Origin of the sequence: Phytohabitans flavus (genome assembly GCF_011764545.1) — a bacterium.
Lineage (GTDB): Bacteria > Actinomycetota > Actinomycetes > Mycobacteriales > Micromonosporaceae > Phytohabitans > Phytohabitans flavus.
In genome coordinates this window covers 3765766-3787739 of record NZ_AP022870.1, presented here as the reverse complement: position 1 = coordinate 3787739, position 21974 = coordinate 3765766, and the positions used below count along the sequence as shown (strand labels likewise).

Here is a 21974-nt window from a genome sequence, read left to right as displayed (position 1 = left end):
GGATCACGGCGCCGTGAGAGCGGCGCGGAGGGCGTGGACGGCTGGGGGTGGAGCGCCGAAGGCGTCCAGCGCGAGCAGCCCGGCGCCGACCACCGGTGGGGCGGTGACCAGAGTCGGCGTGGCGTGGGGGGAGTGGGCGGCGATGCCCGCTTCGACCGCGTCCATGAGCAGGGGGTGCCGGGCGGCCAGCACGCCGCCGCCGAGCACCACCGCGTACCGGACGCCGCGCAGGTCGAGGCGGGTGGCCGCGACCCGCACCAGCGTCACGATCTCGTCCGCCTGCCGGGCAACGACCCGCCGGGCGGTGGGGTCGCCGGCGGCGGCGACCGCGAAGAGTACCGGTGACAGCTCGCTGATCCGCTCCGTCGGGATCTCGCCGAGGTGCAGGCCGGCCGACACTTCCTCCACAGTGGATCGTCCGAAGTGGGCGGCGACGGCCGTGCTCAGCGCGGTCGGGGCGTCCCGGCCGTCCTCGCCGCGCGCCGCCCGGTACAGGGCGAGCGTGGCCAGCTGCTCGCCGCCGCCCCAGTCGCCACTGATCTGCCCCAGCGACGGGAAGCGGGCGGTGCGGCCGGCGGCGTCGCGGCCCAGGCAGTTGATCCCGGTACCGCAGACCACGGCGACCGCGTCGCGCGCGTCGGTGCCGGCCCGCAGCAACGCGAACGTGTCGTTGTCCACCCGGTGCTCGCGGGCCCAGCCGGCCTCGCCGACCGCCTTGTGGAGCACGTCCACCTCGACCGGCAGGTCCGCGCCGGCCAGGTACACCTCGGCTCGGTCGACCACCGCCTCCGGCGCCAGCGCGGCGGCCGCGCGGGCCTCGGCGACGAGCGCGTCGACGATCGCGACGCAGCCGGGTACGCCGACGTAGTGCGGGCTGGAGGCGGGGCCACGCACCGAGGCGAGCACCGCGCCTGCGGCCGTACCGAGCACGACGTCCGTCTTGGTGGCACCGCCGTCGACGGCCAGGAAGAGCCCGTTACTCACGCCAGCACCTCGTCCGCCAGCGCCTCGGCCTGCTCGTGCTGGCCGACGAGCGGATGGGCGAGCAGCGCCGAGTACACCCGGGACCGTCCACCGTGGACGGCGGCGGCGACGGCCAGCTCCTCGTACGCGGCGACCGCGCCGATCAGCCCGGAGAGCATCGGGCCGACGGGGGTCACCGGGCATGGCGTGGCGCCTTCAGCGTCGACGGCGCAGGTCACCTCGATGACTGAGTCGTCAGGCAGGAAGGGGAGGGTGCCTCGGTTGCGCACGTTCACCGCGTGGTGCCCGCCGTCGTTCCGAGTCAGGGATGTGATCAGCCCGACCGCCGCCTCCGAGTAGAACGCGCCGCCGCGCTTGGCGAGCAGCGGCGGCTTCTCGCGCAGCGCCGGGTCGGCGTACAGGCGCAGCAGCTCGGCCTCGATGCCGGCCACCTCGTGCGCGCGGGTCGGCCGGCCAGTCTCCTCCCGTACCACCGCGTCGTGGGCGTAGAAGTAGCGCAGGTAGTACGACGGGACGCTGCCCAATGTGGACAGTACCTGGGCCGGGAGGGTGACGTGGGTGGCGAGGTCGTCCAGGTGCTTCTCCATGAGCGCGGGCAGCCGGTCGATACCGTCCACATAGGCGGCCCGCTCCCAGGTGAGGTGGTTGAGGCCCACGTGGTCCAGGTCGACGGCCTCGGGCGGTACGCCGAGCAGCTCGGCGAAGCGGCGCTGGAAGCCGATCGCCACGTTGCACAGCCCGACCGCGCGGTGGCCGGCGTCGAGCAGCGCGCGGGTGACGATGCCGACCGGGTTGGTGAAGTTGACGATCCACGCGTCCGGCGCGGCCCGGCGGGCGGCCCGCTCGGCGATGTCGAGGACGACCGGCACCGTCCGTACCGCCTTGGCGAGTCCGCCCGCCCCCGTGGTCTCCTGGCCGACGCAGCCGCACCGCAGCGGGAACGTCTCGTCGTGGATCCGGGCCGCCTGACCGCCGACCCGCAGCTGGATCACCACGATGTCCGCGCCGTCGAGGCCCTCGTCGGGTTCGGTGGTCCAGCTGACGCGGGGGTTGAGCCGCCGCGCGAACGGCCCGACGACGGCGAGCCGCTCCGCCGCCGGGTCGACCAGGTGCAGCGACGCCTCGGGCAGCAGCCGGGCGAACCCCTCGACGAGCTCCGGCGTGTACGTGGAGCCGCCACCGACGACCGCGATCTTCATCCCTTGACCCCCGTGAGTGTCACGCCCTGTACGAACGCCTTCTGCGCGAAGAAGAAGACGACGACGATGGGCACCATGGTGAGCAGTGTCGCCGCCGAGACGATGTTCCACTGGACGGCGTGCAGCGTGCGAAACGAGGCCAGCCCCAGCGAGAGCGTCCACGCCGACTCGTTCTCGCTGGTGTAGAGGAGCGGGCCGTAGTAGTCGTTCCAGGCGTAGAAGAACTGGAACATCGCCGCCGCCGCGATGCCCGGCTTGGCCATTGGCAGTACCACGCGCAGCAGCGTCCGCCACTCGCCGCAGCCGTCCACCCGGGCCGCGTCGAGGTACTCGTCCGGGATCGTCAGCAGAAACTGCCGCAGCAGGAAGATGGAGAACGCGTCGCCGAGCAGCATCGGCAGTACCAGCGGCCAGAGCGAGCCGGTGAGCCCGTAGTCGGCCCACATCAGGTACAGCGGCACGGTGGTCACCTGCGGCGGCAGCATCATCATGCAGACGATCGCCACGAATATGGTGGTGCGGCCGCGCCACCGCAGCTTCGCCAGGGCGTACGCGGCCGGCACACTGGCCAGCAGCATGAACAGGGTCGCGAAGGTGGCGTAGAGAGCGGTGTTGAGCAGGTACCGGGGCAGCGGCGTCCGGGCGAACACCTCGGCGTAGTTGCCCGGGTGCCAGGCGGTCGGCCACAGGTTGGCGGTGAGCGACTGGTCGCTGGACATGAAGGAGGTCAGCGCCAGGAACACGATCGGACAGAGGAACATGACGCTCAGCGCGATCGCGATGGCGTGCCTTGCCACAAAAGCCAACTTCGTCTCGTTTAGCGGGCTCACAGGAAGCTCCGGAACCGGCGCAGCATCACCACGGTGACGGCGGCCGCCACCACGAAGAGCACGACCGCGAGGGTGTTGGCGTAGCCGAGCGCCCCGTACCGGAAGCCGACCACGTACAGCCACAGTGGATAGGTGAATGTGGACCCTTCCGGGTAGCCGAACGTGGAGGAGATCCCGCCGCCCGTGGTCGCCTGTCCAGAGGCGACGCTCGCCGCGACCGCGGCCTGGGTGAAGTACTGCAACGTCTGGATCACCCCGGTCACCGCGGCGAAGAGCAGGACCGGGGCGATGTTCGGCAGGGTCACGTACCGGAACTGGTGCACCGCGTTCGCCCCGTCCAGCGAGGCCGCCTCATACTGCTCCTTGGGTACGTCGAGCAGCGCGGCCAGGAAGATGATCATCAGGTCGCCGATGCCCCACAGTCCCAAGAGGACGAGCGAGGGCTTGGCCCACTCCGGCGAGTTGAACCACAGTGGACCCTGGATGCCCAGGTCGGCCAGGAGCGTGTTGACCGGACCCGTGCCGGGCTTGAAGAGGAAGACGAACGCGAGCGTCGCGGCCACCGGCGGGGCGAGCGCGGGCAGATAGAACAGCGTCCGGTACACGCCGGCGCCGCGCTTGAACCGGGCCAGCAGCAGGCCGGTGGCGAGCGCGCCGAGCATCCGGGCCGGTACGAGCACCACCACGAGCCACAGCGTGTTGGCGGCCGCCTTCCGTACGTTCGGGTCCTGGAGAAGGTGCTCCCAGTTGCGCAGCCCCACCCAGCGCGGCGCGTTCACCAGGTCGAAGGTGGTGAACGAGAAGTACACGCTGGCCACCAGCGGGTACACGAGGAAGACGAGCAGGCCGAGCAGGACCGGCGCCATGAAGCTCAGCACGGTGAGCCGGTCCCGCCTGCGGCGCTGCCTGAGCGTGGCCGCGCCGGCCGCGCTTGTCGCGCGGCCGGCCCGCTTCGCGGTGACGGCGACCATCAGCCGGCGAGCTGGACGAGCTGGTTGATCTGCTTGTCCACGTCCTTGAGCCCGGCGCTCGGGTCGCCGGCCGGCCCGGCCTGGTACTTCTGGAGGTACGTGGAGAGCGCCTCCTCGTACGCCGGCCCGACCGCGCTCGGCGGCGTGGTCGACGTGTGCGGGTGCGCGAAGATGTCGAGGAACACCTTGAAGTCCGCGTCGTTGCCCAGGTCGCCCGGGGCGGCGAGCGCGTCGGTGGTGCTCGGCACGTTCTTGATGAGGTTGGCCAGCTTGACGATCGCCCCGGTGTCCGTGGTCAGGTACCGGATCAGCGCCCAGGCGGCCTCCGGGTTCTTCGCCGTCTTCGAGACGCCGATGACGTTGCCGGTGACGTAGCCGCCGCCGTACCAGTCGGGGTGCGCGTCGCTGACCGGCAGCGGGGCGGTGCCGAACTTCACGTCCTTGGCCTGGTCGCGCAGGAAGGCGATCCGGTACTCGCCGTCCACCATCATCGCGACCTGTCCCTTGTGGAACGCGTTGTCGGCGGACCACTCGTCGCCCAGGCTGGCCCGGAACTTCTCCAGCTTGTCGAAGCCGTACCAGTCGACGAGGTCCTTCTGCCACTTGAGCAGCTCCAGCCAGGCCGGGTCGGAGCCGATCGCGCTGGTGCCGTCGTCGTTGAGCCACTTGGCACCCACCGCGGGGGCGAGGTGCGAGGGGGAGTGCTCGTAGAAGCCGAACAGCGGCAGGAAGCCGGCCCGCTCGATGGTCCCGTCCGGCTTGCGCTTGGTGAGCTTCTTGGCCGCGTCGGCCAGCTCGGTCAGCGTCTTCGGCGGCGCGGCGATGCCGGCCTCGGCGAGGAGCGTCTTGTTGTAGTAGAAGCCGTACGTGTCGGCGAGGAACGGCATCGCGCAGCGCCGCCCCTTGAACTCCGTGTAGCTGCGCACCGTCGGCGGGATCTTGGCGAGGTCCACGCCGTCTCGCTCGATGTACGGCTTGAGGTCCAGCCACGCCCCGCTGGCACAGAACTTGCCGACCGTGTCGGTGGAGTACGACAGGCCGACGTCGGGGCCCTGGCCGGCGCCGATCGCCTGGAGCATCTTGGTGTCGTCCTGGCCCGACTTCACCACGACGTCGATCTTGGGGTGGGCGGCCTTGAAGTCGGCCACGATCGTGTCGATCGCCGCGGCCTCGCGGTCGGTGAAGAAGTGCCAGAACTCGACGGTGCCGGATGCCTCGGTGCCGGGGGAGGCGACCGGCTTTTCCGCCTCACCAGGGGTACAGGCGCTGACGGCGAGCAGTGCGGCGGTCGCCATGACGCTACTTATGCGTATTTTTCGGCTCAATGAGGGCATGGTTGAGCACTCCTTCCGGTGGGTGGTCCGGCGGATGGGGGGATGCCGTGGGGTCTGGGCGGGGCGGGGGTCTATGCGGCGGGCGCGGCGTCCCGGAGGGTAGTGATGATCTGTTCGCGGAGCGCGTGCTGGGCGGCCACCTGAGCGCCGAGGAGCACCGGGTCCTCGGTGACACCGGTGGCGGCGATCGCGGTGTCCAGTGGGGTACTGGCCCGCAGCGCGGCGGTGACCCGGTCGGCGAGCGCGTCGCCGCCGGCCCGCCCCACATCGCCGGCGAGCACGATGAGCGGCGGGTCGAGGACGGCCGCGACGGCGGCGAGCCCGTACGCGATCCGCTCGGCGAGCGCGTCGAGGAAGGGTGGCGTCCCCGCCGCGACCGCCGCCTCCGGGGTCGCGGCGTCGATGCCGTGCTCGGCGGCGAGCGCGAGGACCGCGGGACCGCCGGCGAGGTCGGTCAGGTCGGTACGGTCGGCGCCGCGACCGAGGCCGACCGGCACGTACCCGATCTCGCCGGCCCCGCCACGGGCGCCGCGCAGCAGCGTGCCGCCCAGGTCGATGGCGAGGCCGAGGCCGCCGGAGAACCACATGAGGGCGAAGCTCTCCACCGCCCCGGCCACCCCGTGGTGGCGCTCGGCGATGGCGGCGAGGTTGACGTCGTTGTCCGCCGCCACCGTGGCGCCGAGCCGGGTGGCCAGGTCGTCGACGAGCCCGGGCCGGTCCCAGCCGGGCACGTCGATGTGCCGGATGACGCCGGCCGCCGCGTCGTACGACCCGGGGAGGCCGAGCTGGACGAGCCGGGCGCTGCCCGGCACCAGCCCCGCTTGGCGGGACAGGTCGTCGACAAGCCCGGCCACCGCCGGCACCGGGTCGGCCGCCGCCGTCACATCGGCGCGGGCCACCTCGGTACCGGCCAGGTCACAGAGGACGGCGCAGAGGTGGGGGGACTGCGTCTCCCGTACCGAAATGGCGATGGCGTGGCCGGCGGCCGGGTTGGCCGCGTAGATCTCCGCGCTCGGACCCGGCCCGCCGCTCGTATGGCCGACCACGACGGCCAGGCCGGCGTCGGTGAGGCGCCGCATGACCTCGGACGTCGTGGGCTTGGAGAGGCCGGTGATCTCGCGCAGGTCGCCGCGGGTGAGCGTGCCCCGGTCGAGCAGGAGCGCCAGCGTGGCGCTCTCGTTCATGGCCCGGAGCAGCTTCGAGGAACCGGCGAGTCGCGTCATCAAACCTCTCCGCGAGGAGCGTTAGTCAAGTTGATTAACTATTGCCGCTCGCCGCGCCCCGGTCAAGAGTGGATCCGCCTACCTCCGCCCGGCCAGCGCAAAGAACCGGTGTGGCGGGTCGTCGTACGCCTCCAGGCACCAGCCGGCCTCGGCCAGGTGATGCCGGAGCACGGCCTCGCCGAGCGGGTCGTCGGGCGCGAGGGTCCGGCCGTGGCGGGCGGCCAGGGCCAGCCGGCCGGACGGGTGGAAGAGGACTAGCCGCCCGCCGGGCTTGGTCACGCGGGCCAGCTCGGCGAGGCCGGCGGTCATGTCCGGCAGGTGGGTGACCAGGCCGGCGGCGAAGACGGCGTCAATCGTGGACGAGCGCAGCGGCAGGCGGCGGGCGTCGGCGAGGATCAGCGCCGCGCCGGCGGCGTCCTGCCGGGCCTCGGCGATCGCCAGCATCTGCGGCGTCAGGTCGGCACCCACGACGACGCCGGTGGGGCCGACCGCGTCGCGCAGGGCCGGCAGCGCGCGACCGGTACCGCAGCCCGCGTCGAGCACGACGCCGCCGGCCGGGATGCCGGACTCCGCGACCGCCGCCGCGTACGCCGGAATGTCGTCGCCGAACTTCGTGTCCCAGGTGGCGGCGCGCGTGGCGAAGAACGCCCGGCTCTCCGTCACGTACCAGCTGCCGTGGCCGGCCAGCCGGGCGCAGACGTGGCGGATCACCGGCCACGCCGGGTCGTACAGGTCGACCACGATGTCCGCGTCGCGACCCTCGTCGCCGCGGCGCGTCCCGGTGCGCAGCCAGATCACGACGTCACTTTCCGAGCCCGTGCGGGGTCCGTGCGCGACCGTGACCGTGCTCGCGCCGAGCGTCGCGGGCAGGGGGTCGGTGCCGTTGAGGCGGACGCAGGGGCGACCGGTGCTGTGCAGGGTCACCGCCAGCCGGTCGGCGACCACCGCGCTCCGCTCCGCCGCCACGCCGTCGACGAGCACCGTGGTGGCGCCGGCCGGCAGCAGCCCGGCCAGGCCGTCGAGGACCTCGCGCCAGCGGATGGCCTGCTCAGCGGTCAGGTCCTGCCAGGGCGGCACCGAGGTCATCCCTCCATCATGCAGATGCGAGCCCAGATGTCGATACCACCCACGCGTACGCGAGCCCGTCGGGTGGTTTTGCCTCGGGTCTGCGAGGTTTAAAGTCGGCGATGTGACGGACTTCCGGATCGGGGAGGCGGCCGAGCTGCTCGGGGTCAGCGCCGACACCGTGCGGCGCTGGGTCGACTCAGGACGGTTGCCCGCCACCCGCGACGAGCACGGCCACCGGGTGATCAGCGGGCCCGAGCTGGCCGGCTTCGCCCGCTCACTGGGCGAGGCTCCCGAGGAGGGGAGCGAGACCTCGTCGGCGCGAAACAGGCTGCGCGGCATCGTCACCGCCGTCGTCAAGGACACCGTGATGGCCCAGGTGGACATCCAGGCCGGCCCGTTCCGCGTCGTGTCGCTGATGAGCCGGGAGGCGGTCGACGACCTCGACCTCGCCGTCGGCTCGGTCGCCGTCGCGGTGATCAAATCCACCACCGTCGTGGTGGAGAAGGGGCCGCCACCCGGCGGCGTGAAGGGGAGGGTCCAGCAGTGAAGATACGGGCCGCGGCACTCGCCGCGCTTCTTCTGCTTACGGGATGCGGTGGCGACGACGCCACCGATACGGGTACGGGTGCGGGTACGGCGACAAGCGCGGCAGTCGCCAGCGTCAGCGGTACGGTCACCGTGTTCGCCGCAGCGTCGTTGACCGAGTCGTTCACGCAGATCGGCAAGGACTTCGAGGCGGCCAACCCGGAGGCGACGGTGAAGTTCAACTTCGCCGGCAGCTCCCAGCTGGCCACACAGATCAACGAGGGCGCGCCGGCCGACGTCTTCGCGGCCGCCTCGGCGGCCACGATGAAGACGGTTACCGACGCGGACGGCGCCGACGGCACGCCGGTCACGTTCGTGAAGAACCAGCTCGTCATCGCCGTACCCAACGGAAACCCCAACGGGGTCAAGGGGCTGGCCGACCTCACCAAGCCGGGGGCCAAGGTCGCCCTCTGCGCCGAGCAGGTGCCGTGCGGCGCCGCCGCCAAGAAGGCGCTCGACACCGCGGGCGTCAAGCTCACACCGGTGACGCTGGAGCAGGACGTGAAGGCGGCACTGTCCAAGGTGAAGCTCGGCGAGGTGGACGCCGCACTCGTGTACCGCACCGACGTCAACGCGGCGTCGTCCGATGTGGACGGCGTGGAGTTCCCGGAGTCGGCCGGTGCCATCAACGACTACCCGATCGCGGTGCTCAAGGAGTCACCCAACAAGGCGGGCGCGCAGGCGTTCGTCACGTTCGTCCAATCGGAGAAGGCCAAGGCCGTACTGACCGCGGCTGGGTTCCAGGCCCCATGAGGGAGCGCGCCCGGGTGCCGCTGGCACTGCTCGTGCCGGCCGGGCTCGGGCTCGCCTTCCTCGTACTGCCGCTGGCCGGGCTGCTCGTCCGGGCGCCGTGGGGGACGCTCCCGCAGCGCCTGGCCGAGCCGGGCGTGCTCACCGCGCTGCGGCTGTCGCTACAGACCTCGACGATCGCCACGCTGTTCTGCGTGGTGCTCGGCGTACCGCTGGCCTGGCTGCTCGCCCGGGTGCCGTTCCCCGGGCGGCGGCTGGTCCGCGCGCTGGTCACCGTCCCGCTCGTACTGCCGCCGGTGGTCGGTGGCGTCGCGCTGCTGCTCGTCTTCGGCCGCCGCGGGCTGCTCGGCAGCTGGCTGGACAGCACCTTCGGGGTGACGCTGCCGTTCACGACGACCGGGGTGGTGCTGGCCGAGGCGTTCGTGGCGATGCCGTTCCTGGTCATCGCCGTCGAGGGCGCGCTGCGCGGCGCCGACGCCCGCTACGAGGAGGCCGCGGCCACGCTCGGCGCCGGCCGCTGGACGACTTTCACGCACGTGACGCTCCCGCTCGTCGCGCCCGGCGTGGCCGCGGGGGCGGTGCTGTGCTGGGCGCGGGCGCTGGGCGAGTTCGGCGCGACGATCACGTTCGCCGGCAACTTCCCCGGCCGCACCCAGACCATGCCGCTCGCGGTCTACCTGGCGCTGGAGACCGACCTGGAAGCGGCGATCGTGCTCAGCCTCATCCTGCTGGTGGTGTCGGTGACGATCCTGGCCGCGCTCCGCGACAAGTGGATCACGAGCGCATGACCGCGCTCGACGCACACCTGCTGGTCCAGCGCGGAGACTTCGACCTGGACCTGCGGCTCACCATCGCGCCGGGCGAGGTCGTCGCGCTCCTCGGGCCCAACGGCGCGGGCAAGACCACCGCCCTGCGCGCCCTCGCCGGCCTCACGCCGCTCGCCGCCGGCCACGTCACGCTCGGCGGCCGCGACCTCGACCGCCCCGACCGCCGCCTGTGGACCCCGCCGGAGCGGCGCCCGATCGGCGTGGTGTTCCAGGACTACCTGCTCTTCCCGCATCTGTCCACACTGGACAACGTGGCGTTCGGCCCGCGCCGCCACGGCATGCCCCGCCGCGAGGCCCGCGCACACGCCGCCGACTGGCTGGCCCGGGTCGGGCTCGCCGCGTACGCCCGGCGCCGCCCCCGCCACCTCTCCGGTGGCCAGGCACAGCGGGTGGCGCTGGCCCGCGCGCTCGCCGTCGACCCCACGCTGCTGCTGCTCGACGAGCCACTCGCCGCGCTGGACGCGCGCACCCGCCTCGACACCCGGGCCGAGCTGCACCGCCACCTCACCGGCCACCCCGGGGCCACGCTGCTGGTCACCCACGACCCGCTGGACGCGCTGGTGCTCGCCGACCGCCTCGTCATCGTCGAGCACGGCCGCAGCGTCCAGGAGGGTGACGCGGCCACCATCACCGCCCGCCCGCGCACGGACTACGTGGCGCGGCTCGTCGGGCTCAACCTGTACCGGGGCAAGGCCGACGGGCACACCGTCGCGCTGTCCGACGGGTTCGAGCTGTCCGTGGCGGAGCGCGCCGACGGCGACGTGTTCGTGGCGTTCTCGCCGAGCGCGGTCGCCCTCTACCCGGACCGCCCGGACGGGAGCCCCCGCAACACGTGGCCGGCCACGGTCACCGGCGTCCAGCGACACGGCGACAACCTGCGGGTACAGCTGACCGGCCCGATCGGCGCCGCGGCCGACGTCACCCCGCTCGCGGCCGCCGCGCTGCGGCTGGAGGCCGGGCTGGAGGTGTGGGCGGCGGTCAAGGCCGCGGAGACACGGGCATATCCGGCACAGTGACAGCTTTCTTCGCCGCCCTCCGGTTTACCAGGTACCGGACCCCCTCGATCGCCAGCGTGAGGCCGAAGGCGAGCGCGAGTCCGGCCAGGATGCCCTGGTACGGGTGGTCGTGGAAGATCCGCCCGCCGAGGTAGCCGGTGCCGGTCGAGTACAGCGCCCAGGAGACCGCCGCGATGGCGGTGAAGAACCAAAAGCGCTGGATCGGGTACCGCACCGAGCCGGCCACAAGCGTCGCGGCGGTGCGGCCACCGGGGATGTACCGGGACACGACAAGCACCGTCCCGCCCGGCTCTGCAGCGTGCGGCCGGCCCAGTCGTGGGCGGCACGTAACGCCCGGGCGCGCAGGAAACGGCCCGAACCGAGGGCGTGGCGACCCAGACCGTACGAGACGGTGTCGCCGAGGAACGCGCCGACCGCCGCCGCCGCGATCAGGCCGACGATGGACGGATCGCCATGCGCGGCGAACGTACTCACACCGACCACGATCGCCTCGCTGGGCACAGCCGGGAAAAACGCGTCCAGCGCCACGACGACGAATACCACCAGGTAGATCCACGGTGACGTGACGAGCGGGATGACCTGATCGAGCATGGTGAGGGTGTCCTGGCGTAATGAGTGATCCGGTTCGTATCCGAGCGAATCCGGCCCGCCTGTCACGCCAGGGGACGCCATCGATCCAACGGGCGGCCACCAAGCGAACTTCGCATACGACGCACCCGCGAGCCGCCCTCGCGCCTCCGCGCCCGCGGGTCCCGGAGTTATGTCCGATTACGCGACGCCTGGGGGTGAATGTCGAGTACCTCGGCGGAATGGCCGGCGGCCCGGCGTCGTTATACATGCGGCTCACGAAAGAGTCCCGGCGCGGGCCGGGAGTTCGGCGGAATGGCCGGCACCCGCGGGTCGTTATACATGCGGCTCACGAAATAGCGCGGTCGGCCAGAGCTCGATGGAATGGCGGGCGGCCGGGGGTCGTTATACAAACGGCTCACGGAAAGCCCGGTGGAATGGCCGGCGGCCCGGGGTCGTTACACATACGGCCCGCGAGAGAGTGGGCCGGGAGTTCGGCCGGGAATGCCGGGCGGGGTCGGGTCGTTGACTAACCCGCGCCGGTGAAACAGACCGCCGGACATGTGCATCCCCCTGTTTTTGGTAGTGCCGAAATGGCGCTCGTATGCGCGTCTCCCCAATTCTTTTTGGTGGGTGGAGGCGTGCGCCTTTCCCGCTTGGAATGGAGATTCGAGCATGAACACGATGCTGCGTAAGACGGTTCACGCGTTCGCGGGGTTCGCCTTCGCCGGTGGTGCCCTGCTCGGACCGACCACCGCCGCGCTGGCTTCGCCGGCGCATGAGGCACCGACTGCGGCTCCGGCCACGGTGGCGGTCGCCCAGGTGAAGACTGACAAGCCGGCGCCTAAGCCGGGTATGGACAAGCTGTCGCCGCACGGTGTGCAGGGTCAGCAGTCCTCCGTCAAGCTGAACGATGAGCAGACGAAGAACGCGAAGGCGATCATCGAGGCGACCAAGAAGTCCGGCATGGACGAGCGCGCGGCCGTGGTAGCGATCGCGACCTCGCTTCAGGAGTCCAAGCTGGACAACCTGGGCCACCTCGGCGACATGAACGACCACGACTCGCTGGGCCTGTTCCAGCAGCGGCCGTCCTCGGGCTGGGGTTCGGCGGAGCAGATCACCAACCCCGAGTACTCGACGAAGGCGTTCCTGTCCGGCCTGAAGAATGTCGAGGGCTGGAAGGACATGCCGCTGACCGACGCCGCCCAGGCGGTGCAGGTGTCGGCGTACCCGGACCACTACGCGCAGTGGGAAACGCAGGCCGCCAACCTCGTGGCCGACCACTGGAACAGCTAACAACAGACGAAATGGCCGGGGTCCTCGAAACCGAGGGCCCCGGCCTTCGTCGTATCCGGATAAGATCCGCGACGATGTACGTCGACGCGTACTGCGAGCGGACCGGGCCGGGCCTGGCCGGCGAGCCGCTCAACGCGGTGAGCAACCTGGCCTTCCTCGCCGCCTCCGCGCTGCTGCTCTGGCTGCTTGCGGGGCGGCCGCGGCGGGCACCGGTGAGCGTGTGGCTGCTGCCCGTCATGCTCGGCGTCGTGGGGCTGTGCAGCCTCGCCTTCCACACCGTCGCCGACTCGCTGACCGGCGCGTTGGACACGCTCTCCATCATGGTGTTCGTGCTGACCGCCGTGGTCGTCGTGACGCACTGGACGTGGGGCGTGCGGTGGCGGTGGGCGTGGCTCGTGGCGCCGGTGTTCCTGGCGTTCGCGATCGGGCTCAACGTGGCCCTCGCGGTGGTGGGCGGCGAGCGGGCGACGGTCGGCGGCTACCTGCCGGCGCTGGTCGGCCTGTTCGCCTTCGGCGTCGCGGCGTACCGCAAGACGAAGTTGCTCATCGGCGCCAGTGCCCTCTTCGCGGTCTCGCTGACGCTGCGTACGCTGGACGGTCCGCTGTGCGGGCAGGTACCGGTCGGCACGCACTTCCTGTGGCATTGCCTCAACGCGACGGTGCTGTTTCTCGTCAGCCTCGCCGTCGTCCGCCGGTGGCAGGACTACCCCGGCAGCGGCAGCCCGGCCTCCAGCAGCGCCAGCGCGTCGTCCACGCGGCCGTAGTCGGCGAGGTCGTGGCTGGACTCCAACGCGTGCGGGATGGCGGCCATCGACACCCCGACCACCGCACCGGCCATGGCGCGCACCGCGAGGTCGTCGGCGGGCAGTCCGGCCCGCTCGGCGATCACGCCGGCGACAAGGTCGATGCCCTGCACGTACTGCCACATCTGGCGGGCCCGCAGCTCGGGTACCGTGCGGATCAGCTCCTGGCGCTCCCGCTCGGCCTCCCACTCGTCGGCTGGTATGCGCTTGAAGACGTCGCCGATCGCCGCCCTGATCGCGGCCACCGGGCTCAGCTCGGGCGGCTGGGCGCGGACCGCCTCGATCAGGATCGGGTCGTAGCTGTCGAGCAGGACCACGTCCTCCTTGGTGGGGAAGTAGCGGAAGAACGTGCTCGGCGAGATCTCCGCGGCCTCGGCGATCTGGTCGACGGTCGTCGCCGCGTACCCCTGCTCCTGGAACAGCCGCAACGCGTGCCGCTGGATCGCGGCACGCGTCTTGGCCTTCTTGCGTTCGCGCAGGCCGGGGGTTGTGGTCATACCGTCGATTCTGCCGGCAGCGGGGCCGCCTCGTCCTCTTGGGGCGGGTCCGGCGGACGCGCCGGCAGGAAGACAAGCGCGAGCACCGCGCCGGCCGCGGCCAGGACCGCGGAGAGGGCGAGCGTCGAATCCATTCCTTGTACGAATGCAGTGCGTACCGAGTCCAGCAACTGAGTCGAGCCCAGCTGGCCCGCCACCTCGACGCCGCCGGAGGCGCTGTTGCGCACCGCGTCCGTGGCATCCGCGGGCAGCCCGTCCCGGTACGCGGCGTTCAGCACCGTGCCCAGTACCGCCACCCCGATCGCGCTGCCGACCTGGCGCATCGCCTGGATGAGCCCGGAGCCGACACCGCTGCGCCGGGTGTCCAGCGCGCCGAGCGCGGCGTTCATCGCGGGCGGCATCGCGAAGCCGAGGCCCAGCCCAGCGGCGCAGACCCAGGCGGCCACGTACCCGTATCCGGTGTCCACGCTGGTCGTGGCGCCGAAGCCGAGCGCGGCGGCCATCAGCGCGAGCCCGGCCGCGACCACCACCTTGGCGCCGATGCGCTCGGCGAGCCGCCCGGCGACCCGGGCGCCGACCATGAGGCCGCCGATGACCGGGAGCAGGCGCAGGCCGGTGCCGAACGCGTCGGTGCCGTAGACCGCGCCGAAGAACTGCGGGAGCGTGAAGAGCAGCCCGAACATCGTGAACGTCGCGACCGTGGCCAGGATCGCCCCCCAGGTGAAGCCGCGCGACCGGAAGAGGTCGAGGTCGACAAGCGGCTCCCGGGCACGGCGCTGCCATGCCGCGAACGCCACGAGCACCACCGCGCCGGCGACCATCGTGACAAGCGCGCGGGCGTCGCCCCAGCCGCGCTCGCCGGCCTCGATCACGCCGTACGTGAGCGCGACGAGCCCGACCGTGGAGAGCACCACGCCGGTCAGGTCGAAGCGGCGCCGCTCGTCGCCGCGGGACTCGGGTACCAGTGCGCCCACCGCGAGCAGCGCGACCGCGACGAGCGGCAGGTTGATGAGGAAGACCGAGCCCCACCAGAAGTTGTCCAGCAGCCAGCCGCCCACCAGCGGGCCGAGCGGGATGCCGAGCGCGTTCGCGGTGACCCAGATGGTCAGCGCGCGGGGCCGCTCCTCGGGCGTGAAGATGACGGTGAGCACGGCTGCGGTGAGCGGCGTGAGCACCGCCGCGCCGAGGCCGAGGAGCGCCCGCGCGGCGATGAGCTGGCCGGTCGAGGTGGCGTACGCGCAGGTGAGCGAGGCGACGCCGAATAGCACGAGCGCCCCCAGCAGCATCCGCTTGCGCCCGAACCTGTCGCCGAGCATGCCGGCCGGCAGCAGAGCGGCCGCCATGACCAGCAGGTACGCGTTTGTGAACCACTGAAGGTCGCCCGTCGACGCGTCGAGGTCCCGGGCCAGAGTCGGCAGTGCCACGCTCAGCACGGTGGCGTCGAGGCCGATCGCGAGGGTGGCGAGGGCGAGCGCGATCAGCGCCCACCAACGAGACTTGATAGCTGGCATGAAATGAGAGTAGCTGTCAAAAACAAGAAGCTCTCAAAGAGTGGCGACCGTCACGTCTGTGGTGATCGCGTCGAGTGCCACCGCCGTCGCCTCGTCCGCCGGCAGGTACACGACGAGCTGCTGGTAGTCGCCGGCCGGGAGGTCGAGCGTCTCGTACGCCAGGCGCAGCTCGCCCACGTCCGGACGGACCAGCCGGTGGACGCCGGTGCTCGGGATCAGCGCCGGCGGCCGGGACAGCCGCGTGATGAACGGCGCGCCCGCCGCCACGCTCAGCCAGTCGAGAAGCTCGCGCGTGTACTCGTCGCCGCCACCCCGCGACTCGAAGCGCAGCGCCGCCGCGGCCTCGTCGGCCCGGTGCTCCCAGTCCGGGTACGCCGTGCGGGCTCCCGGGTCGGTGAAGAGAAAGCCATACAGGTTGGGCCGGTGGCCGTCGAGCAGCCCGAGCGGTCCGGCCAGCCGCCGGTACCCCTCGGTGTGCGCGATGAGGTCGCCGAGCCGGTTGACCACGTACGCCGGCGCGGGATCCAGGCGGTCGAGCAGCGCCCGCACCGTCGGCCGTACCCCGATGGCCGGCGTGGCCCGCCCCGCGCAGACCGGCCCGCTGCCGTCCTTGGCCAGCAGGTGCAGGTGGAAGCGCTGGTCGACGTCGAGGCGGAGCGCGTCCGCGAGCGCGCCGAGCACCTGCGGCGACGGGTGGCGGTCACGCCCCTGCTCCAGGCGGGTGAGGTACTCGACGCTCACCCCGGCCAGCGTGGCGAGCTCGGCCCGGCGCAGCCCCGGCGTACGGCGGCGGGGTCCGTCCGGAAGCCCGACCTCGGCGGGCGTGACGGCCTCGCGCCGGCCGCGGAGAAATTCGCCCAGCTCTCTCATCCGTCGAGCGTATCGGCGGCGGATCGGCCGAGGGTGGCCCTCGCGGGGCCACTCTCGCGCCGGTCTCCCTCCGCCCGCCGCGAGCGGCGAGGTTGGTCGGGACGAGCCGGCGGGGTTGGTCGGGACGAAGAGGAGTACGACATGGATCTGGGACTTGAGGGCCGCACCGTCATCGTGACCGGGGCGACCGGGGGCATCGGGCGACACCTCGCCCGCGGCTTCGCCGCCGAGGGCGCGAACGTGGTACTGACCTACCACTCAGCGAAGGAGGCGGCCGAGGAGCTGGCCAAGGAGATCGGCGGGCAGGCCGTCCGGTACGCGCTGGACGAGCCGGCCGCCGCCACCGACCTGGTACGCGAGGTGCTGGACCGCACCGGACGGGTGGACGTGCTGGTCAACAACGCCGTCCAGTGGGGCGGCGACGCGCTCGACGAAGGCCCGTTCGAGGCGCTGCCGGACGAGCACTGGCTGTCCGTGGTACGGCCGAACATCGAGGGCGCCATCCGGCTGAGCCGCGCTGTCGCACCGGCGATGCGGGAGCGCCGGTTCGGGCGGCTGGTGCACATCTCGTCCGGCATCGCGACAAGCGGGATGGCCGGCGGCGAGTACTACGGCGCGGCCAAGGCGGCCCTGCACGGCTTCAGCCGCTCGGTCGCCTTCAACCTGGGCAGGGACGGCGACATCATTTCCAATGTGGTCATGCTGGGCCTCACCCGCACCGACACGAACAAGCACATCGTGGAGCTGGTGGACGACGCCTACCTCGCCCTGAGCCCACTCGGGCGGCTCCTGGACGCGGCCGAGGTCGTAGGACCCATAGTGTACCTGGGCTCGGCCGCCAACACCGGTGTCAACGGGCAGGTGGTGGCCGTCACGGGCGGTTCATGACGGGCGTTGTCGGGGCTGCCCGTTACTCTGGCCGGGGCGTGCTGCCAGCACGCCGATAAGTGGCCGCACGATACGGGAGCAGCACGTGACCGAGACCCTCTATGGCGCGGACGACCTCACGCACCTCGAGGGTCTCGATGCCGTCCGCAAGCGCCCAGGTATGTACATCGGCTCGACCGACAGCCGCGGCGTCAACCACCTGGTCAACGAGATCCTCGACAACTCCACCGACGAGGGCGTGGCCGGCCACGCCACCCGGGTCGAGGTGATCCTGCACGACGACGGCTCCGTGCAGGTCGACGACGACGGGCGGGGCATCCCCACCGACATCCACGCCCGCTCCGGCCTGTCCGGCGTCGAGCTGGTGCTGACCCGGCTGCACGCGGGCGGCAAGTTCGGCGGCTCCGGCTACAAGACCTCCGGCGGCCTGCACGGCGTCGGCGCCTCCGCGGTCAACGCGCTCGCCCGCCGGTTCGACGTCACCGTCCGCCGCGACGGCAAGGTCCACGAGATGTCGTTCCGGTACGGCGAGCCCGGCGTCTTCGACGGCCCGGGCCCGGACGCACCCTTCACCCCGCAGAGCGGCCTGCGCGTGACCGGCCGGCTCCGCGCCGGCAAGAGCACCGGCACCTCCATCCGGTACTGGCACGACCCGCGCTACTTCGAGACCGGCGCGGCCCTGGACGTGGAGGCGGCCCGGGCGAAGGTGCGCAACACCGCGTTCCTCGTCCCCAACGTCACCTACGTGCTGACCCACGCCGAGGGCAAGGACACCTACCACTTTCCCAACGGGCTCTCCGACATGGTGGAGTACCTCGCCCCGTCCGGCGACCGCCCGGTCTGCGGCACAGTCCTGATCAACGGCTCAGGGTCGTACCGGGAGAACGCCGCCGACGAAAACGGCGTGATGCAGTCCAATGTGGAGCGCAAGGCCGAGGTCGAGGTCGCGCTCCGCTGGGGGACAGGCTACGAGCGCACCGTCGAGTGCTTCACCAACACGATCCGCAACGTGCACGGCGGTACCCACCGCAAGGGGTTCGAGCGGGCCACCACCCGCGCGCTTGTCGAGGCGGTGCGCAACACCCGCGGCCTCCTCAAGCCCAAGGAGGACCCGCCCGTCCTCGACGACGTGCTGGAGGGCATGACTGCGGTCGTGCACGTGCGGATCCCCGAGCCGCAGTTCACCTCGCAGACCAAGGACGAGCTCTCCACCGCCGGCATCACGCGCGTCATCCAGGGCGTGGTCGAGCAGCAGCTGCGGGCGTGGGTCGACGCGCGCAAGACCAAGGCCGAGGCGCGCACCGTCCTCCAGAAGATCGTCGACGCCGCCCGCGTGCGGCTCACCCAGAAGCAGCAGAAGGACGCCGCCCGCCGCAAGACCGCCCTCGAAGGCGCGTCGATGCCGGCCAAGCTTGTCGACTGCCGCTCCACCGGCGTCGGGCGCAGCGAGCTCTTCATCGTCGAGGGTGACAGCGCGCTCGGCACCGCCCGGATGGCCCGCTCGGCGGAGTACCAGGCGCTGCTGCCGATCCGCGGCAAGATCCTCAACGTGCAGAAGGCCAACCTCCAGCAGGTGCTCGACAACGCCGAGTGCTCCGCGATCGTGCAGGTGCTCGGCGCCGGCTCCGGCCGCACGTTCGACCTCGGCACCCTGCGGTACGGCCGGATCCTGATCATGGCCGACGCGGATGTCGACGGCTCGCACATCCGTACCCTGCTGATCACGCTCTTCGCCCGCTACATGCGCCCGGTCGTCGAAGCCGGCCGCCTCTTCGCCGCGATGCCGCCCCTGCACAAGGTCAGCACCAAGGGGCGCGACCCGAAGACCATCTACACGTACACCCAGGCGGAGATGGAGAGCACGGTCGCCAAGCTGGAAAAGTCCGGCAAGCACGTGGTCACGCCGGTGCCCCGGTTCAAGGGCCTCGGCGAGATGGACGCCGACGAGCTGTGGGACACCACGATGAACCCGGCCACCCGCTCCGTCCGCCGCATCACCATGCAGGACGTCGACGCGGCCGAGCGGGTGCTCGACCTGCTGATGGGCGACGCGGTACCGCCGCGCCGCGCGTGGCTGATCGACCAGGCGGCGCGCGTCGACCGCGACGCCATCGACGCGTGAGAGAGGTACACGTGAGTGAGCGAGTTGGCGCGGCGGCGTCTGGACTGAGCCGCCCCGCCGACGAAGTCGGGGTTTCGGGGTGGCGAGGGAAGACGTCGCCTTCAGCGCCGCACGAGCGAACGAGCCAGGGGGCAGCGTAAATGGCACGCCGCAAGGACAAGGGGTCCAGTGTGGACCTCTCCGCCTTCGACCGAGCGGGCGCGACGGTCGTCGACAACCCGCTGGTCCAGGAGGTGGAGGACTCCTACCTGGAGTACGCGGTCTCGGTCATCCACTCCCGCGCGCTCCCGGACGCCCGGGACGGCCTCAAGCCGGTGCACCGCCGCATCCTCTACTCGATGTACGAGCAGGGCCACCGCCCCGACCGCCCACATGTGAAGAGTGCCCGAGTTGTCGGGGATACAATGGGTAAGTACCATCCTCACGGGGATGGCGCGATTTACGACGCCATGGTGCGGATGGCGCAGGACTTCTCGCTCAACGCGACTCTCGTCGACGGGCATGGAAACTTCGGGTCCCCGGACGATGGGCCGGCGGCATCGCGCTATACCGAGGCGCGGATGTCGCGGGAGGCGATGCTGCTCGTCGGTGAGCTCGGTGAGGGCACCGTCGACTTCTACCCCAACTACGACGGGTCGCTGGAGCAGCCGACCGTGCTGCCCGCCGCCTTCCCGAACCTGCTCGTCAACGGCACCTCGGGTATCGCGGTCGGCATGGCCACCAACATGATCCCGCACAACCTGGGTGAGGTCGTCGCGGCCGCGCGGTGGCTGATCAAGCACCCGGACGCGACGCTCGACAAGCTCATGACCTTCGTCCCCGGGCCGGATCTGCCGACCGGTGGGCTGCTGCTCGGGCTCGACGAGGTCCGCAAGGCGTACGAGACCGGGCGTGGCATCGTGCGCATGCGCGGCAAGGTGGAGATCGGGCCGGTCGAGGGGAGCCGCGGCCGGCAGGGGATCACGGTGACCGAGCTGCCGTACGGGGTGGGCGCCGAGAAGGTGATCGAGCGGATCACCGAGGAGGTCACCCGCACCAAGCGGCTACAGGGCATCGCGGACGTCAAGGACCTCACCGACCGCGAGGCCGGCACCCGCCTCGTCATCGAGTGCAAGGTTGGCGTCAACCCGCAGGCGCTGCTCGCCGACCTGTACCGGCTCACGCCGCTGGAGTCGTCGTTCGGCGTCAACAACCTTGTGCTTGTCGACGGGCAGCCGCAGACGCTGGGGCTCAAGGAGCTGCTGGAGGTCTTCCTCCACCACCGGTACGAGGTGGTCACCCGGCGCACCACGTACCGGCGGCGCAAGCGGCAGGAGCGGCTGCACCTTGTCGACGGCCTGCTCATCGCGCTGCTGGACATCGACAAGGTGGTACGGCTGATCCGCGCGAGCGAAAACGCGCAGGCGGCCAAGGACGGGCTGATGAGCCAGTTCAAGCTCTCCGAGATCCAGGCGACGTACATCCTGGACACCCCGCTGCGCCGGCTCACCAGGTTTGACCGGCTGGAGCTGGAGGCCGAGGGGGAGAAGCTGCGCGCCGAGATCGCCGAGCTTTCCACGATCCTCGACGACGACCAGGTCCTCAAGAAGGTCGTGTCGGACGAGCTGGCCGCGGTGGCCAAGGAGTTCACCAGGCCGCGGCGCACCACGCTGATCGGCGGCGACCTCAAGGAGACGCTCGCCGCGTCGGTGCCGTCCGGACCCCTGGAGGTCGGCGACGACCCGTGCCAGGTGATCCTGTCGGCGAGCGGCCTCGTGGCCCGTACCGCCGTGGAGTCGGAAGAGGCGCCGGAGGGGCGCAGTCGCCGGGGCCGGGTCAAGCACGACAGCGTCCGGGCGGTGGTGCACTCGACCGCCCGCGGCCGGGTGCTGCTGGTGACCAGCCACGGTCGGGCGTTCAAGACCGAGGTGCTGCCTTTGCCGGTACTGCCCGAGCAGTCCGGCACCGTGTCGCTGAGCGGTGGCATGTCCGCGTCCGAGCTTGTGCCGCTGGCGGCGGGGGAGACGGTGATCGGCCTCGCCCCGCTGACCGCCGAGGGCTCGCCGGGCCTGGCGCTCGGCACGAAGCAGGGCGTGGTGAAGATCTGCACGCCGGAGTGGCCGGTGCGTTCCGACGAGTTCGAGGTGATCGGTCTCCGCGAGGGCGACGAGGTGATCGGGGCGACCTGGCTCACCGACGGGGCGGAGATGCTCACGTTCGTCAGCTCGGACGCGTCGCTGCTGTACTTCGCGGCCAGCCTGGTCCGCCCGCAGGGGCTGAAGGGCGGCGGCATGGCCGGCATCAACCTGCCGGACGGCACCCACGCGGTGTTCTTCGGCGCGGTACGCACCGACGACCCCGAGCACGGCGACCCGATGGTGGTCACGTCGAGCGGTGGGAGCGTGAAGGTTACGCCGCTGTCCGCGTACCCGAGCAAGGGAAGGGCGACCGGCGGCGTGCGTGCCCAGCGGTTCCTCAAGGGTGAGCGGAAGCTTGCCCTCGCCTGGGTGGGTCCGCGGCCGGCGGCGGCGAGCGGCAGCGGCGAGCCGGTCGCACTGCCCGATGTGGACATGCGGCGGGACGGGTCGGGCGCCGCGATGTACGGCCCGGCCGTTGTGGGCCACCTCATAGAGCGGAGCTGATTGACCTCAAGC

The 21974-nt window shown here is 71.6% G+C and carries 21 protein-coding genes; 10 read left to right on the top strand and 11 right to left on the bottom strand.

Features of this window, described 5'->3' with window-relative positions; all coding sequences use genetic code 11:
- Positions 1-3 precede the first annotated feature (3 nt).
- From Pflav_RS16480 to Pflav_RS16450, 7 genes are all read right to left on the bottom strand, one after another.
- Positions 4-984, bottom strand: coding sequence for an N-acetylglucosamine kinase (locus Pflav_RS16480; RefSeq protein WP_173036959.1), 981 nt, complete (start codon positions 982-984; stop codon positions 4-6).
- On the bottom strand, positions 981-2183 hold the full coding sequence (locus tag Pflav_RS16475; protein WP_173036958.1) for a family 4 glycosyl hydrolase: 1203 nt from the start codon (positions 2181-2183) through the stop codon (positions 981-983). Before Pflav_RS16475 ends, Pflav_RS16480 begins: the two co-directional genes overlap by 4 nt.
- The gene (locus Pflav_RS16470) at positions 2180-2980 is read right to left on the bottom strand and encodes a carbohydrate ABC transporter permease (RefSeq protein ID WP_232071487.1); all 801 of its coding nucleotides are present in this window, start codon (positions 2978-2980) and stop codon (positions 2180-2182) included. Before Pflav_RS16470 ends, Pflav_RS16475 begins: the two co-directional genes overlap by 4 nt.
- 29 nt (positions 2981-3009) lie before the next feature.
- Complete coding sequence (locus tag Pflav_RS16465) at positions 3010-3984, bottom strand: carbohydrate ABC transporter permease (protein ID WP_173036957.1); 975 nt, start codon at positions 3982-3984, stop codon at positions 3010-3012.
- Positions 3984-5279, bottom strand: coding sequence for an ABC transporter substrate-binding protein (locus Pflav_RS16460; protein ID WP_197938586.1), 1296 nt, complete (start codon positions 5277-5279; stop codon positions 3984-3986). The genes Pflav_RS16465 and Pflav_RS16460 overlap by 1 nt, the downstream gene beginning before the upstream one ends.
- A 110-nt stretch (positions 5280-5389) precedes the next feature.
- Complete coding sequence (locus tag Pflav_RS16455; protein ID WP_173036955.1) at positions 5390-6541, bottom strand: ROK family transcriptional regulator; 1152 nt, start codon at positions 6539-6541, stop codon at positions 5390-5392.
- Positions 6542-6619: 78 nt separating this feature from the next.
- Positions 6620-7627, bottom strand: a complete 1008-nt coding sequence (locus Pflav_RS16450) for a class I SAM-dependent methyltransferase (protein WP_173036954.1) — start codon at positions 7625-7627, stop codon at positions 6620-6622.
- A 103-nt stretch (positions 7628-7730) separates the two neighbouring features.
- Between Pflav_RS16450 and Pflav_RS16445 the strand changes: the two genes are divergently transcribed.
- The 4 genes from Pflav_RS16445 to Pflav_RS16430 are packed head-to-tail and all read left to right on the top strand — an operon-like array spanning position 7731 to position 10787.
- Positions 7731-8156: a TOBE domain-containing protein gene (locus Pflav_RS16445; RefSeq protein ID WP_173036953.1), complete on the top strand. Its 426-nt coding sequence runs from the start codon at positions 7731-7733 to the stop codon at positions 8154-8156.
- The gene (gene modA / locus Pflav_RS16440) at positions 8153-8947 is read left to right on the top strand and encodes a molybdate ABC transporter substrate-binding protein (RefSeq protein WP_232071486.1); all 795 of its coding nucleotides are present in this window, start codon (positions 8153-8155) and stop codon (positions 8945-8947) included. The genes Pflav_RS16445 and modA overlap by 4 nt, the downstream gene beginning before the upstream one ends.
- The gene (locus Pflav_RS16435) at positions 8944-9732 is read left to right on the top strand and encodes an ABC transporter permease (protein WP_173036952.1); all 789 of its coding nucleotides are present in this window, start codon (positions 8944-8946) and stop codon (positions 9730-9732) included. The genes modA and Pflav_RS16435 overlap by 4 nt, the downstream gene beginning before the upstream one ends.
- A complete protein-coding gene (locus tag Pflav_RS16430; RefSeq protein ID WP_173036951.1) occupies positions 9729-10787 on the top strand; it encodes an ABC transporter ATP-binding protein in 1059 nt (352 codons plus the stop codon). Before Pflav_RS16435 ends, Pflav_RS16430 begins: the two co-directional genes overlap by 4 nt.
- Here the strand turns inward: Pflav_RS16430 and Pflav_RS16425 are convergent.
- Positions 10750-11055 carry a DedA family protein gene (locus tag Pflav_RS16425; protein WP_173036950.1) on the bottom strand — a complete coding sequence of 102 codons (306 nt, stop codon included), beginning with the start codon at positions 11053-11055 and terminating at the stop codon, positions 10750-10752. The genes Pflav_RS16430 and Pflav_RS16425 overlap by 38 nt on opposite strands.
- Positions 11056-11153: 98 nt before the next feature.
- Here Pflav_RS16425 and Pflav_RS16420 point away from each other — a divergent pair, with 98 nt between their 5' ends.
- The 3 genes from Pflav_RS16420 to Pflav_RS16410 all read left to right on the top strand — a co-directional run bounded on the left by Pflav_RS16420 (position 11154) and on the right by Pflav_RS16410 (position 13414).
- The gene (locus Pflav_RS16420; protein WP_173036949.1) at positions 11154-11348 is read left to right on the top strand and encodes a hypothetical protein; all 195 of its coding nucleotides are present in this window, start codon (positions 11154-11156) and stop codon (positions 11346-11348) included.
- A gap of 681 nt (positions 11349-12029) precedes the next feature.
- Positions 12030-12650: a hypothetical protein gene (locus Pflav_RS16415; protein ID WP_173036948.1), complete on the top strand. Its 621-nt coding sequence runs from the start codon at positions 12030-12032 to the stop codon at positions 12648-12650.
- A 74-nt stretch (positions 12651-12724) separates the two neighbouring features.
- Positions 12725-13414, top strand: a complete 690-nt coding sequence (locus Pflav_RS16410; protein WP_180201267.1) for a ceramidase domain-containing protein — start codon at positions 12725-12727, stop codon at positions 13412-13414.
- Here Pflav_RS16410 and Pflav_RS16405 read toward each other — a convergent pair.
- The 3 genes from Pflav_RS16405 to Pflav_RS16395 are packed head-to-tail and all read right to left on the bottom strand — an operon-like array spanning position 13354 to position 16331.
- Positions 13354-13950, bottom strand: coding sequence for an acyl-CoA-like ligand-binding transcription factor (locus Pflav_RS16405; protein ID WP_173036947.1), 597 nt, complete (start codon positions 13948-13950; stop codon positions 13354-13356). The two genes, Pflav_RS16410 and Pflav_RS16405, sit on opposite strands and share 61 nt — an antisense overlap.
- Positions 13947-15461, bottom strand: coding sequence for a DHA2 family efflux MFS transporter permease subunit (locus Pflav_RS16400; protein ID WP_173036946.1), 1515 nt, complete (start codon positions 15459-15461; stop codon positions 13947-13949). Before Pflav_RS16400 ends, Pflav_RS16405 begins: the two co-directional genes overlap by 4 nt.
- A 33-nt stretch (positions 15462-15494) precedes the next feature.
- On the bottom strand, positions 15495-16331 hold the full coding sequence (locus Pflav_RS16395) for a helix-turn-helix domain-containing protein (RefSeq protein ID WP_173036945.1): 837 nt from the start codon (positions 16329-16331) through the stop codon (positions 15495-15497).
- A gap of 141 nt (positions 16332-16472) precedes the next feature.
- Between Pflav_RS16395 and Pflav_RS16390 the strand changes: the two genes are divergently transcribed.
- From Pflav_RS16390 to Pflav_RS16380, 3 genes are all read left to right on the top strand, one after another.
- Positions 16473-17219, top strand: coding sequence for an SDR family NAD(P)-dependent oxidoreductase (locus Pflav_RS16390; protein ID WP_173036944.1), 747 nt, complete (start codon positions 16473-16475; stop codon positions 17217-17219).
- A gap of 85 nt (positions 17220-17304) precedes the next feature.
- Complete coding sequence (locus Pflav_RS16385) at positions 17305-19341, top strand: DNA gyrase/topoisomerase IV subunit B (RefSeq protein WP_232071485.1); 2037 nt, start codon at positions 17305-17307, stop codon at positions 19339-19341.
- Between the two features lie 140 nt (positions 19342-19481).
- Positions 19482-21962 (top strand): DNA gyrase/topoisomerase IV subunit A, encoded by a 2481-nt coding sequence (locus Pflav_RS16380; protein WP_173036943.1) that lies wholly within the window; start codon positions 19482-19484, stop codon positions 21960-21962.
- The last annotated feature ends 12 nt before the right edge of the window (positions 21963-21974 follow it).